The organism is Rathayibacter tanaceti (genome assembly GCF_001634385.1).
Classification (GTDB): Bacteria; Actinomycetota; Actinomycetes; order Actinomycetales; family Microbacteriaceae; genus Rathayibacter; species Rathayibacter tanaceti.
In genome coordinates, this window is record NZ_LIIN01000094.1 from 1 (window position 1) to 12,008 (window position 12,008).

A 12,008-nucleotide genomic window follows, 5' to 3' on the forward strand; every position below is an offset into this window, starting at 1 on the left:
GCCGGCGGGACTGCGGCGCGAAGGCGGTCGCGGCGGGTGGGACCGGCGGCCGGGTCCGCGGACTCGGGAGGCGCGGACGAGTCGGACCGACGCGGGGTGACCGGAGTCGGGAAGGGCCGGCTCGGTGCCGGAGGCTCCTCGCCGGCCGACGGCGGCGGCACGAGGGCATGCGAACGAGCAGGCGGGAGACCGAGGCGACCGACATCGATCGCGTCCTCGTCCTCGACCGGCGCGGGAGCCGTCGAGCGGCGGCGCGGACCGGGCGGCGGCATCCGCACGCCGTCAGGGAGGAGAGTGGGGGCCGTGTCGCTCGCGCGCGGGGCGTACTGCCCCGACTCCCGAGCCGCATCCATCGCGGTCCGGGGCGTGGGACCGGTGTCGGTGTCGGGCTGGTCGTCGTTGCGCTCATCCATGCGAACGAGCCTCCTTCCGCTTGCGGTCAGTGTAGCGGCGGGCACGGATCACGCGAGGCGGGACGATCGGCGACGCCAGGAGCGACGGGGAGCGCGCCTCGTGGCGACTCGAGCGCGGCGTGTGCAGCCGACGGTTAGGTTCTGCCGCCCGCGGGACCGTAAAGTAGTCAGCCATGCATGTACTCAGCGTGAGCTCCCTCAAGGGCGGCGTCGGCAAGACCACGGTGACCCTCGGCCTTGCATCCGCGGCGTTCTCGAAGGGCCTGCGAACGCTGGTCGTCGACCTCGATCCCCAGTCCGATGTGTCGACCGGCATGGACATCAATGTCGCCGGTCACCTCAACATCGCCGACGTCCTGACGTCGCCGAAGGAGAAGATCGTCCGCTCGGCGATCGCGCCCTCCGGCTGGACGAAGGAGCACCACGGCACGATCGACGTGCTGATCGGCAGCCCGTCGGCGATCAACTTCGACGGACCGCACCCCAGCATCCGCGACATCTGGAAGCTCGAGGAGGCCCTCGCCAGCGTGGAGGCCGACTACGACCTGGTGCTGATCGACTGCGCTCCCTCCCTCAACGCGCTGACCCGCACCGCGTGGGCGGCGAGCGACCGCGTCGCCGTCGTCACGGAGCCCGGGCTGTTCTCGGTGGCTGCCGCTGACCGTGCGCTCCGGGCGATCGAGGAGATCCGCCGCGGCCTGAGCCCGCGACTCCAGCCGTTGGGCATCATCGTCAACCGCGCTCGGGTGCAGTCGCTCGAGCACCAGTTCCGGATCAAGGAACTCCGCGACATGTTCGGGCCCCTCGTCCTCAGCCCGCAGCTACCCGAGCGCACGTCGCTCCAGCAGGCGCAGGGTGCCGCGAAGCCGGTGCACGTGTGGCCCGGAGAGAGCGCTCAGGAGATGGCGCACAACTTCGATCTTCTGCTCGACCGCGTCATCCGCACGGGTCGCATCGGCGAGCAGGTCTCGGCCACGAAGTAGCGATCGACACGCCCGTCGGGGAGGCGGTTCCTCGCACGAGGAGACGGGCGGATGGCCGCGACACGACGTTCGAGCGCGATCGGCCCCTGCTGCTGAGCGGGAGCCCCGGGGTCGGTGCGGCTCAGCCGACGCGGCGGGAGGCGCGGCGCTGGGCCAGCTCGTCGGTCGGGTCGACCGACTGGTGGTCGAGCTCGACGAGACTCGATTCGACCTCTCGGAGGACCTTGCCGACGGCGATGCCGAAGACACCCTGGCCGCGGCTGAGGAGGTCGATGACCTCGTCGTTCGAGGTGCAGAGGTAGACACTCGCGCCGTCGCTCATCAGGGTCGTCTGAGCCAGGTCGTCGACACCGGACTCACGGAGCTGATTGACCGCGGTGCGGATCTGCTGGAGCGAGATCCCTGTGTCGAGCAGCCGCTTCACGAGCTTGAGGACCAGGATGTCGCGGAATCCGTAGAGGCGCTGGGTGCCGGACCCGGACGCTCCGCGCACGGTCGGCTCGACGAGCTCGGTACGCGCCCAGTAGTCGAGCTGGCGATAGGTGATCCCTGCCGCGCGAGCCGCGACGGCGCCGCGGTAGCCGGCATCGGCGTCGAGATCGGGGAGTCCGTCGGTGAAGAGGACGAGGTCGCGCTGGCCGCTGACGTCGCGGCTGACTTCTCTCATCCCTGTGCCTCTCGGATCCGGACGCCCGATCCTCGGAACGCGCTCCCTACCGTACTCACCGGGGCATGCCGAGTAAACGACATCGGGCTCCGGGCCGCGGCGTGTCGCGGACGGCCGTCCTCCGGGGTGGGCTGCGGGCTCACGCCCGGCCGATCCGCGACAGCGCGCTGCGCACCATCGCCCCACGGATCGTGCCGAGCTGAGCAGCCAGACCGATCGCGGACTCGGCCGCGCTCGCCGAGCCGGAGGCCTCGCCCCGCCGTGCGCTGGAGGCGACGACACTCTCGATCAGGGCCATCTCGCGCTCGACGGCGACGCGGAGCGGGCGCAGGTGTCGGGGCTCGATCCCCGAGCGGCCGAGCTCGACGAGGGCCTTCATGGTGGTGACGGCCTCGTCGCCGAAGACGTCGCCGCCGCGCACGAGTCCCGCGGAGACCGCCTCCTGGACGAGAGCCGAGCTCGCTCCCGACTCGCTCGCCAGGCCGGCTCGCGTCAGCCGCGTGGCGGGCCCGAGGAGCGAGGCCGCAGGACCGCCCACGCCCGCGGGCAGGGCGGGCTCGCGACCCGCGTCGATGTCGTCGAGATAGCCGCGGATCACCTTGAGCGGCAGATAGTGGTCGCGCTGGAGGGCGAGGACCATCCGCAGGCGCTCGACGTCGGCGGAGGAGAACTTGCGGTAGCCGGACTCGGTGCGCGCCGGTGAGACGAGACCCTGCTCCTCGAGGAAGCGCAGCTTCGACGGAGTGACGTCCGGGAACTCGGAGGTCAGCCTGGCCAGCACCTGACCGATGCTCAGCAGAGCGGCGGAGCCGGTGGGGAGGGCGCGCGCGGAGGAACGGCCCACGGCTTACGCGTCCGGGGCGGCGACGAGGTCGGCGCGGGACGCATAGAAGGTGAGGCGGAACTTGCCGACCTGCACCTCTGAGCCGTCGGTGAGGATCGCGGACTCGATCCGGACACCGTCGAAGTAGGTGCCGTTGAGCGAGCCGAGGTCGTGGACCTCGAACGACGTGCCGCGGCGGACGAACTCGGCGTGACGGCGAGAGACTGTGACGTCGTCGAGGAAGATGCCCGCCTCGGGGTGCCGGCCGACCGTCGTCGAATCGGTATCGAGGAGGAAGCGGGCTCCCGTGTTGGGGCCACGGCGCACGACGAGCAGCGCGGAGCCGGACGGCAGGGCGCCGACCGCCTCAGCCTCCTCCCGCGATGCGCGGTTGTCGAGCGCGGCAAGCTGGGCACCGATGTCGTCGGTGAACGTCAGCGTCGTCTCCGTCGACGGCTCGCCGGGAACGGACTTGTGCTGGGCGGGTGATGCTCCACCGACGGGCTCGACCAAGACGTACCTCCTACCGGTCAAGCGTATCCGAATCGTGACCCTCGTCGGACCCCTGATCGCCGGTGCGCGTCCCCCGGAGGAGGCCGCGGGTCTGCGCGGCGTAGACGATCCCCGCCCACCAGTAGAGGAACGCACCCCAGAGCACGAAGGCCCAGGCGAGGGGAAGGGAGGCGGGTGCGAGCGCCGGGAACGCCTGGCCGAGCATGATCAGCGGGAGCGCGTAGAACAGGCAGAAGGTGGCGAATTTGCCCAGGTGGTGCACCGGAAGCGGACCGTAGCCGTTGTTCGCCAGGATCACCGCGAGGACCACGAGCATCAGATCGCGCGCGAGCAGGACGGCGACCAGCCACCACGGCACGAGCCCTCGAGCCGCGAGGCCCAGGACGGTCGCGAAGATGTAGAGGCGGTCGGCAGCGGGATCGAGGATCCGGCCCAGGCGCGTCATCTGGTCGAAGCGGCGCGCGATCCAGCCGTCGAGGTAGTCGGTCAGGCTCGAGAGACGAGCGTGAGCAGGGCGAGCGCGTCCTCGCCGAGGACCACCAGTACCAGGAACACCGGCACGAGGGCGAGGCGCACCATGCTGAGGACGTTCGGGACCGTCCAGATGCGGTCCTCCCCGGTGCGCGCCATGCGCCCAGCCTAGGCGCGGCTCCGCGAGACCCCGCTGATCCGCCCGCGCCCGACTGCCGACCGGACGACGGATCAGCGCTTGTCGCGCCAGACCCGCTCGAACGGCAGGCGCCACGCGTGAGGGGCGATCAGCTGGTGGATCGCATTGGGACCCCAGGATCCGGGCGCGTAGAGCCGCACGGGCGGCGGATCCTGCAGGAGCGGCGCCGACACCTCCCAGAGGCGCTCGATGCCCTCGGCCGTGGTGAACAGCGTGTGGTCGCCGCGCATCGCGTCGAGGATGAGCCGTTCGTACGCCTCGAGCGCGTCGCCCGCCCGATCGGTCTCCTGCAGCGCGAACTGCATGCTGAGCTTGTCCAGTCGCATGCCCGGGCCCGGCCGCTTGCCGTAGAACGACAGCGAGACCTTGGAGGCGTCGGCGAGGTCGAAGGTGAGATGGTCCGGCCCGTGCGCGCCGACTCCCGAACCCTGCGGGAACATGCTCTTCGGAGGCTCGCGGAACGCGATCGAGATGATGCGCTGCCCCTCCGCCATGCGCTTGCCGGTGCGGAGGTAGAAGGGCACGCCTGCCCAGCGCCAGTTGTCGATCTCGCACTTGAGGGCGACGAAGGTGTCGGTCTCGGAGTCGGGGGCGACTCCGGGCTCGTCGCGGTAGCCGATGTACTGCCCGCGCACCACGTTCTCGGGGTTGAGCGGTCGCATCGAGCGGAAGACCTTGTTCTTCTCCTCGCTGATGGCCTGTGGCTCCAGGGCGGTCGGCGGCTCCATCGCCATGAAGGCGAGCACCTGGAAGAGATGGGTGACGACCATGTCCTTGTAAGCGCCGGTCGACTCGTAGAACTCGGCGCGGCGATCGAGGGTGAGCTTCTCGGGGATGTCGATCTGGACGTGATCGATGAAGTTGCGGTTCCAGATCGGCTCGAAGAGGCCGTTCGCGAAGCGGAACGCGAGGATGTTCTGCGCCGGCTCCTTGCCCAGGAAGTGGTCGATCCGGAAGATCTGCTCCTCGCTGAACGTCTGGTGCAGCTCGGCATTGAGCACGACGGCGCTCTCGAGGTCGACGCCGAACGGCTTCTCCATGATGATGCGGGAGCGTTCGACGAGACCGGCCTCGGCGAGCATCCGCACCACCGAGAGCGCCGCCCTGGGCGGGACGCTCAGATAGTGCAGGCGGCTGACGTCCGGGCCGAGGGCCGCCTCGGCATCGGTGACCGCCTCGGCCAGGGCGGCCGGGCCCGCGGACTGCGGGACGTACCGCAGCTTCGAGGCGAACTCGTCCCACTGCGCGGACGTGAGCGAGCGGCTGCCGAACTCGTCATAGGCCAGCTTGGCGAAAGCGCGGAACGATTCGTCGTCGTGCTCCTCCAGCGAGGTGCCGACGATCTGCAGATCGGGGGCGAGGGAGGAGAGCGCGAGGTGCGCCATCCCCGGGATCAGCTTGCGCCGGGCCAGATCGCCGACCGCTCCGAAGAGCACGACGACGTGCGGTGCCGCCTGCTCGGTCTGGACAGCGGGGACGGGGGGTGCGGTTGTCACGGTCACCCCACGATCATTCCAGTTCGGATCGTGACGGCGGCGTCATGTGCTCGATACACACCGCCGCTAAGGTCTCTCCCGTGCCTCCGTTCACCGACGCGTCCGCCGCGACCGCAGCACCCGCCTCCTCCGCCCCCACCTCGGCCGACGGGACCACCGCCCCACCGCTCGACGAGCGGATCCGGGCCGACGTCCACCTGCTGGGCGAGCTCCTCGGCCAGGTCCTCCGCGAATCCGGCGACCTCTCGCTCTACGACGACGTCGAGAGGCTGCGGGCGCTGACGATCAGCGCCTACGACAGCGGCGAGGCCGACGAGATGGCCGAGGCGGAGCAGTTCGTCGCGTCCCTGACGCTCGAGCGCGCCGAGGAGGTGGCCCGAGCCTTCACCTGCTACTTCCACCTGGTGAACGTGGCCGAGGAGTTCCACCGGGTGCGCGTGCTGCGGCGGCGCGAGGCCGATGCGGGCGCACAGTCGCCGGAGGACTCGATCCTCGCCTCGATGCGCCGCCTCACCGGCGAGCTCGGCGAGGACGAGGCCTTCGACCGCCTCTCGCGCCTCGAGTTCCGCCCGGTCCTCACCGCGCACCCCACCGAGGCGCGCCGCCGAGCGGTCGCCTCGACCATCCGCCGCATCAGCGATCTGCTCGAGCAGCGCGACGACCCGCGCATGGGCGGGGTCGTGCTGGTCGAGATCCGCCGCCGCCTGCTCGCCGAAGTGGACACCCTCTGGCGCACGGCGCCCCTGCGCGAGTCGAAGCCGACTCCGCTCGACGAGGTGCGCACGGCGATGAGCGTCTTCGACGAATCGCTCTTCTCGGTCCTCCCCCGCGTCTACCGCCGGCTCGACGACGCGCTGCTGGGCGAGGGATCGGGCACCCGGACTCCGGTCGCACCGGCCTTCGTCCGCCTCGGCACCTGGATCGGCGGCGACCGCGACGGCAACCCGTTCGTGACCGCCGAGACGACCCTGGAGGCCGTCGACATCGCCTCGGAGCACGTGCTCATCGGCCTGGAGCGGGTCGCCCGCCGGGTTGGCCGGGCATTGACGCTCGACGGCTCGACCACTCCTCCCTCGCCGGAGGTCGAGGCGCTCTGGGCCTCGTGCACCCGGCGCGCGCCCGAGCTCGCCGCCGTCATCGCCGAGCGCTCGCCGAACGAGACCCACCGCCGCGTGCTGCTGTTCGCGGCCGACCGTCTCGCCGCAACGCGGTCGGAGGGGCCGCTGGCCTACTCCTCCGCCGCGGAGCTGCTCGACGAGCTGCGCACGCTCCAGGAGTCGTTGGTCGCCGCCGGCGACGTCCGCGCTGCCTACGGCGATCTGCAGGACTTCGTCTGGCAGCTCGAGACGTTTGGTTTCCACCTCGCCGAGATCGAGGTGCGTCAGCACTCGAAGGTGCACCGCGAGACCATCGCGGCGGTGCGCGAGGGCGGCGAGCTCGACGAGCGGAGCCTCGAGGTGCTCGCGGTGTTCCGCGCGATCGCGAAGGTGCAGGAGCGCTTCGGCACCGCGGCCGCCCGCCGCTACATCGTCTCGTTCACGCAGTCGGCCGACGACCTGCGGACCGTGTTCGAGCTCGCCGAGGCGGCGACCGACGGAGCCCCGCCGGTCATCGACGCCGTCCCGCTGTTCGAGACCTTCGCCGATCTGGACGCGTCGACCGACATCCTCGCCGAGATGATCCGCCTCCCCCAGGTGCAGGCACGCCTCGCCGAGACCGGGAACCGCCTCGAGGTGATGCTGGGCTACTCCGACTCGTCGAAGGACGTCGGACCGGTCTCGGCGACACTCGCCCTCTACGACGCACAGGCGCGCATTGCGAAGTGGGCCGCGGACGAGGGCATCGTCCTGACGCTCTTCCACGGCCGCGGCGGTGCTCTCGGGCGCGGTGGCGGCCCGGCCAACCGCGCCGTGCTCGCGCAGCCGCCGGGGTCGGTCGACGGCCGGTTCAAGCTCACCGAGCAGGGAGAGGTCATCTTCGCCCGGTACGGCAACCCGGACATCGCGACCCGTCACATCGAACAGGTCGCCGGAGCGACGCTGCTCGCCTCCTCCCCCGCGGTCGGCGAGCGCAACGCGGGCGCCGCCGAGCGATTCGCAGAGGTCGCCGCGACGATGGACAGGGAGTCGCGCCGCCGCTTCTTCGAGCTGGTCAAGGCCGACGGCTTCGCGCCCTGGTTCGCCCGGGTCACGCCCCAGGAGGAGGTGGGCCTGCTCGCGCTCGGCTCGCGACCCGCGCGCCGCGGACTCTCGGTCGAGTCGCTCGAGGATCTGCGGGCGATCCCGTGGGTCTTCGCCTGGACGCAGGCCCGCGTCAACCTGACGGGCTGGTTCGGTCTCGGCAGTGCGCTCGAGGCCGTCGGCGATCTGGAGCTGCTCCGCGAGGCTTACGCGTCCTGGCCGCTGTTCACGACGATGGTCGACAACGTCGAGATGTCGCTCGCGAAGACCGACGAGGGCATCGCCCGTCGCTACCTCGCGCTCGACTCGCGTGAGGATCTGGCTGGGCTCGTGCTCGACGAGATGGAGCTCACCCGCCGCTGGGTCCTCTCGATCACCGGCGAGGAGAGCCTCCTCACCGGGCACCGCGTGCTGGGCCGTGCCGTGCGCCTGCGGACTCCCTACGTCAACGCGCTCTCGCTCCTCCAGCTGCGCGCTCTGCGGGCCCTGCGAACCGACCCGGGCGGCTCGGGGACCGAGCAGAATCAGCGGCTGCTGCTGCTCGCGGTCAACGGCGTCGCGGCTGGACTGCAGAACACGGGCTGAGCTGGGCCCGGAACGACGGAACCCCCGGCGGCCTCACGGCTGCCGGGGGTTCGTCGTGTGTCGGTGGGTTCACGCCTGCGGAGCGGCGCCCGCCTCCTGAGCGGCCTTCGCCTCCTCGTACTGGCGGCGCACCTCGACCATGTCGAGGCCGCGGACCTGCTCGATCAGGTTGTCGAGGGCCGGAGCCGGCAGCGCGCCGGGCTGGGCCATCAGCGGGATGCCGTCGCGGTAGACGACGAGGGTCGGTATGGAGGAGATGCCGTAGCTCGCGGCGAGCTGCTGCTGGTCCTCCGTGTCGACCTTCGCGAAGGTAATGTCGGCGTTCTTCTCGCTCGTCGCCTCGAAGACGGGAGCGAACTGCTTGCAGGGGCCGCACCAGTCGGCCCAGAAGTCGATCAGGACGATGCCGTCGGCGATCGTCCGGTCGTGGGAGTCGAGGGTCATCGCAGTCGTAGCCATGCGGGATGCAACCGGGCTCCTCCGCGGCCTATTCCCGGGCGGCGTCGAGGACGTCGAGCAGCGAGCGCGGGCCGACGGCGACGGCGCCGAGGGCCTCGACGCGCGCGACGAGGCCGCGGTCGGCCGTGACGACGACCGACGACTCCCGGCCACCGACGAGGTGGACGATCGCGTCGTCGCCCGAGGCCTCGGCGGAGTGGACAGCCAGGCGTCCGGCCGGCGCGGCGGCCACCGCGGTGGCGGTGTCGGCGGCCCGCGCCGCTCCCTCCAGCACCACCGCGATGCACGGCCACACTCTGTCGGCGTCGATCCCCAGCAGCCGGCCGGGGAGCCCAACGACCGCCACGCGGGCGAGAGCGGCGAGGAGGCGCTCGGCGGCGCCGGCGCGATCCCGCCACCAGCCGTCGGGGCGCGAGCCCACCACGTTCGCAGCATCCACGACGAGAACCGGCACGGACGAGCCCAGCGCGCGCAGACCCGGCCACGCGGCGCCGAACCCCGGGTGCAGAGGGAGGGAGTTGACGTCCTCGGGTGCGACCCAGCGCAGCTCCGTGCTCTCGGCGTCGCTGATGCGGGGGGTGAAGTGCTCGCGGGCCTCGGCCAGCACCGTGGAGTAGCTCCACGGGCCGATCGTGACGACGCTGGAGAGGACGGGCAGGATCAGCTCCGCGGGCACGCCCGCCTCCTCCTCCGATTCGCGGAGGGCTGCCTCGAACGCCGACTCCTCGGGATGACGTGCACCGCCGGGCAGGCCCCACGTGTCGCCGAAGTGGCTCCAGCTCACGCGGTGCTGGAGGAGGACGCGGCCGGACGGGTCGCGCAGCAGGAGGCCTGCGGCCCCGAAGCGGCCCCAGAAGCGGCGCCCGTCGCCGACCTCGACCCAGCCGTCGCCGAGGGAGGCGTTGAACGGAGGGCGCGGGGGCACGGCGCCCTCGCCGGTGTCCTCGCTGGTCATGCCCTCCAGCCTCCCACACCGGGCGCGCCGCACCCGACGCCCGCAGGCTGGCAGAATCGGACGATGCGCCGCTCGAGACTGCTCCCCCTTGCGACGCTCGTGTGGCTCGCGGTGATCGCCCTGATCACCCTGACTCCCGCGCCGTACCCACCGGGCGAGCCGAACAGCGTGATCCGCGGGATCATCGCGTTCCTCGGCTCCACCCCGCTGACGGGCTGGTTCGACTTCGACGTCGCCGAGTTCACCGCGAACGTCCTGCTGTTCGTGCCGCTCGGGGCGCTCCTCGCCGCGCAGCTGCCTCCGCGCCGCCGTCTGCTCGGAGCGGTGATCGGCCTGGGCGTCTCGGCGGTGGTCGAGACCTCGCAGCTGCTCTGGCTGCCGACCCGCGTCTCGGATGTGCAGGACCTGGTCTCCAACGGCAGCGGCTCTCTCCTGGGCGCCCTGCTGACGATCGTGCTCCTGCGCCGCACCCCGCGACGCAGCCCCCGGAAGGACCGAACCGACCATGCCCGCTGAGACCCTCGTCGTCCTCGACAGACCCTCCCTCGACGCGGAGGGCCGTCATCCCGGGAGCCCGCGGCACCGGGTCGAACCGAGCGGGCGGACCGGCCTCAAGGTGACCGACCTCGGCTTCACCCGTGGAGACGGGATCTTCGAGACGATCAACCTCGTCGACGGTCGGCTCCAGGCGCTCGACGCGCACCTCGACCGCTTCGAGCGTTCGGCGCGGATGCTTGATCTCCCGCGCCCGGATCGCCCTGCCTGGCTCGACGCGATCCACGCCGCCGCCGCAGCGCATCCGCGGGTCGCGGAGGCGATGCTGAAGACGATCCTCACCCGCGGAGTGGAGGGCGACGGACGCCCGACCGGCGTGGTGTTCGTGCAGACGAGCCCCGATTTCGGGCCGGCTCGGCGCGAGGGTGTGCGGGTGGTGCTCCTCGACCGAGGGCTTCGATCGGACGTGCAGCAGACCTCGCCCTGGCTGCTCGTGGGGGCGAAGACGCTCTCCTATGCGGTCAACCGCGCGGCCTCGCGGGAGGCGGCCCGGCGCGGCGCGGACGACGCTGTCTTCGTCTCGACCGACGGGTATTTGCTCGAGGGACCGAGCGCGAACCTGGTCCTGCTCGTCGGCGACGAGCTGGTGACTCCTCCGCCGAGTCTCGGTCTCCTGCCGGGCACGACGCAGGGCGACCTGTTCGAGCTCGCTCCGGTCCTTGGGCTCCGTTCGGCGGTGCGCCCCGTGCGCGCGCCGGACCTCGAGGCGGCGGCTGCGGCGTGGCTGGTGTCGAGCGCGCGCAACGCCGCTCCCATCCGCGCGGTCGACGGCACAGACCGCCGCATCGACGTGGAGCTGTCGGCCCGCATCAACGCGGCGCTCCTCGCGCGCTGAGCGAGGCATCCGGCCCGCGAGACGCCGCGCGAGGAGCGCACGCGGCAGCTCGTCAGCGTCATCCCGAGGGCGGACGGTGTCAGTCGGCGGGCCCTCGCGTGATCAGGCCGCCGCGGACGTGCTCGACGGTCGGATCGATCTGCACGGGGCCGCGCTGGTCGGCGGCCTCGTCGTTGATGACCGCGGAGACGAGGCCCCGCCAGTCGGTGCCTTCGGCGACCGCGTCCTCGGAGCCGGCACGACGCGTCACGAAGACCGCCTCCGCCTCCTCGCCCGCGTGGGAGATGATCGCCAGCACGCCGACCGTGCGGCCGTCCGGATGCTCGATCCGCCACTCCTCATGGCCCGACGGGACGAGTGCGAACTCGAGGCCGGCGTGCGGGAACCCGGTGGGACGCGGCTCGGACGGCGAGCCGCTGTGCGGCGGTGCTCCGCGCGTCGGGACGCCGGTGCCCACTCCGCTCGTGGTGCTCATCCCGACGTCGGAGCGGGTGCCGCCCGCTCCGGAGTTCTCGTTCGCGGCCGCCATCCGGCTGTCGCCGCTGCGGATCGCGTCGTCCCCGCGGGGATCGTTCGTCCCGGAGTAGATGCTGTTGTCTCGGGTCATGGGAACCTCCTGGTCGGCGGCCGTTGAGGGGCCGCAGGTGAGTGGCGAGCGGGCGCCGTTTCGTAGACTGTCGGGATGCAGATCCCGGTGACCGGTACCGTGCGGGTGGACGCCTGGCTGTGGGCTGTCCGCGTGTACAAGACGCGCTCGGCGGCGACCGCGGCGGCGCGGGCCGGCCACGTGCGCGTGAACGGTGAGCGCGCGAAGGCGGCGCAGACGGTGCGGGTCGGCGACGAGGTGCGCGCGAGGATCGGCGGGTTCGACCGC

12 protein-coding genes and 2 pseudogenes are annotated in these 12,008 nt (G+C 71.8%); 5 read left to right on the plus strand and 9 right to left on the minus strand.

What is annotated here, in order from left to right; genetic code table 11:
* Positions 1 to 413, minus strand: a pseudogene (locus ACH61_RS18445) (hypothetical protein); the annotation flags it as partial.
* Positions 414 to 586: 173 nt separating this feature from the next.
* Here ACH61_RS18445 and ACH61_RS11210 point away from each other — a divergent pair.
* Complete coding sequence (locus ACH61_RS11210; protein WP_068212122.1) at positions 587 to 1,396, plus strand: ParA family protein; 810 nt, start codon at positions 587 to 589, stop codon at positions 1,394 to 1,396.
* Between the two features lie 121 nt (positions 1,397 to 1,517).
* Here ACH61_RS11210 and ACH61_RS11215 read toward each other — a convergent pair whose 3' ends face one another.
* The 5 genes and pseudogenes from ACH61_RS11215 to zwf all read right to left on the minus strand — a co-directional run bounded on the left by ACH61_RS11215 (position 1,518) and on the right by zwf (position 5,565).
* A complete protein-coding gene (locus ACH61_RS11215) occupies positions 1,518 to 2,063 on the minus strand; it encodes a MerR family transcriptional regulator (protein WP_068212124.1) in 546 nt (181 codons plus the stop codon).
* 139 nt (positions 2,064 to 2,202) lie between these two features.
* On the minus strand, positions 2,203 to 2,907 hold the full coding sequence (gene ftsR / locus ACH61_RS11220; protein ID WP_068212126.1) for a transcriptional regulator FtsR: 705 nt from the start codon (positions 2,905 to 2,907) through the stop codon (positions 2,203 to 2,205).
* A gap of 3 nt (positions 2,908 to 2,910) precedes the next feature.
* Positions 2,911 to 3,399, minus strand: a complete 489-nt coding sequence (locus ACH61_RS11225) for an FHA domain-containing protein (protein WP_068212128.1) — start codon at positions 3,397 to 3,399, stop codon at positions 2,911 to 2,913.
* A gap of 10 nt (positions 3,400 to 3,409) precedes the next feature.
* Positions 3,410 to 4,029 (minus strand): annotated as a pseudogene (locus tag ACH61_RS11230) (CDP-alcohol phosphatidyltransferase family protein).
* Between the two features lie 72 nt (positions 4,030 to 4,101).
* A complete protein-coding gene (gene zwf / locus ACH61_RS11235) occupies positions 4,102 to 5,565 on the minus strand; it encodes a glucose-6-phosphate dehydrogenase (RefSeq protein WP_068212139.1) in 1,464 nt (487 codons plus the stop codon).
* 44 nt (positions 5,566 to 5,609) lie between these two features.
* On the opposite strand from zwf, the gene ACH61_RS11240 reads away from it, so the two are divergent.
* Entirely contained in the window at positions 5,610 to 8,330 is a 2,721-nt protein-coding gene (locus ACH61_RS11240; protein WP_082845215.1) for a phosphoenolpyruvate carboxylase, read from the plus strand.
* Between the two features lie 69 nt (positions 8,331 to 8,399).
* On the opposite strand, the gene trxA is transcribed toward ACH61_RS11240, so the two are convergent.
* Together trxA and ACH61_RS11250 are read right to left on the minus strand one after the other, a co-directional pair.
* Positions 8,400 to 8,789 carry a thioredoxin gene (gene trxA / locus ACH61_RS11245; RefSeq protein ID WP_068212130.1) on the minus strand — a complete coding sequence of 130 codons (390 nt, stop codon included), beginning with the start codon at positions 8,787 to 8,789 and terminating at the stop codon, positions 8,400 to 8,402.
* Between the two features lie 28 nt (positions 8,790 to 8,817).
* The gene (locus tag ACH61_RS11250; RefSeq protein WP_068212131.1) at positions 8,818 to 9,744 is read right to left on the minus strand and encodes an NUDIX domain-containing protein; all 927 of its coding nucleotides are present in this window, start codon (positions 9,742 to 9,744) and stop codon (positions 8,818 to 8,820) included.
* 63 nt (positions 9,745 to 9,807) lie between these two features.
* On the opposite strand from ACH61_RS11250, the gene ACH61_RS11255 reads away from it, so the two are divergent.
* Together ACH61_RS11255 and ACH61_RS11260 are read left to right on the plus strand one after the other, a co-directional pair.
* The gene (locus ACH61_RS11255; RefSeq protein ID WP_068212133.1) at positions 9,808 to 10,260 is read left to right on the plus strand and encodes a VanZ family protein; all 453 of its coding nucleotides are present in this window, start codon (positions 9,808 to 9,810) and stop codon (positions 10,258 to 10,260) included.
* Positions 10,250 to 11,134: an aminotransferase class IV gene (locus tag ACH61_RS11260; RefSeq protein WP_068212135.1), complete on the plus strand. Its 885-nt coding sequence runs from the start codon at positions 10,250 to 10,252 to the stop codon at positions 11,132 to 11,134. Before ACH61_RS11255 ends, ACH61_RS11260 begins: the two co-directional genes overlap by 11 nt.
* Positions 11,135 to 11,213: 79 nt before the next feature.
* On the opposite strand, the gene ACH61_RS11265 is transcribed toward ACH61_RS11260, so the two are convergent.
* Positions 11,214 to 11,741, minus strand: coding sequence for a hypothetical protein (locus ACH61_RS11265; protein WP_068212137.1), 528 nt, complete (start codon positions 11,739 to 11,741; stop codon positions 11,214 to 11,216).
* A gap of 75 nt (positions 11,742 to 11,816) precedes the next feature.
* Here ACH61_RS11265 and ACH61_RS11270 point away from each other — a divergent pair.
* Positions 11,817 to 12,008, plus strand: a 192-nt coding sequence (locus tag ACH61_RS11270) for a S4 domain-containing protein (RefSeq protein ID WP_269085073.1), incomplete at its 3' end; no start/stop codon positions are given.

Coding starts and splice junctions, on each gene's coding strand:
- ACH61_RS11265 (WP_068212137.1), bottom strand. CDS start 11,741: ATGACCCGAGACAACAGCATCTACTCCGGGACGAACGATCCCCGCGGG.
- ACH61_RS11250 (WP_068212131.1), bottom strand. CDS start 9,744: ATGACCAGCGAGGACACCGGCGAGGGCGCCGTGCCCCCGCGCCCTCCG.
- ACH61_RS11215 (WP_068212124.1), bottom strand. CDS start 2,063: ATGAGAGAAGTCAGCCGCGACGTCAGCGGCCAGCGCGACCTCGTCCTC.
- ACH61_RS11260 (WP_068212135.1), top strand. CDS start 10,250: ATGCCCGCTGAGACCCTCGTCGTCCTCGACAGACCCTCCCTCGACGCG.
- ACH61_RS11210 (WP_068212122.1), top strand. CDS start 587: ATGCATGTACTCAGCGTGAGCTCCCTCAAGGGCGGCGTCGGCAAGACC.
- ACH61_RS11255 (WP_068212133.1), top strand. CDS start 9,808: ATGCGCCGCTCGAGACTGCTCCCCCTTGCGACGCTCGTGTGGCTCGCG.
- ACH61_RS11240 (WP_082845215.1), top strand. CDS start 5,610: ATGTGCTCGATACACACCGCCGCTAAGGTCTCTCCCGTGCCTCCGTTC.
- trxA (WP_068212130.1), bottom strand. CDS start 8,789: ATGGCTACGACTGCGATGACCCTCGACTCCCACGACCGGACGATCGCC.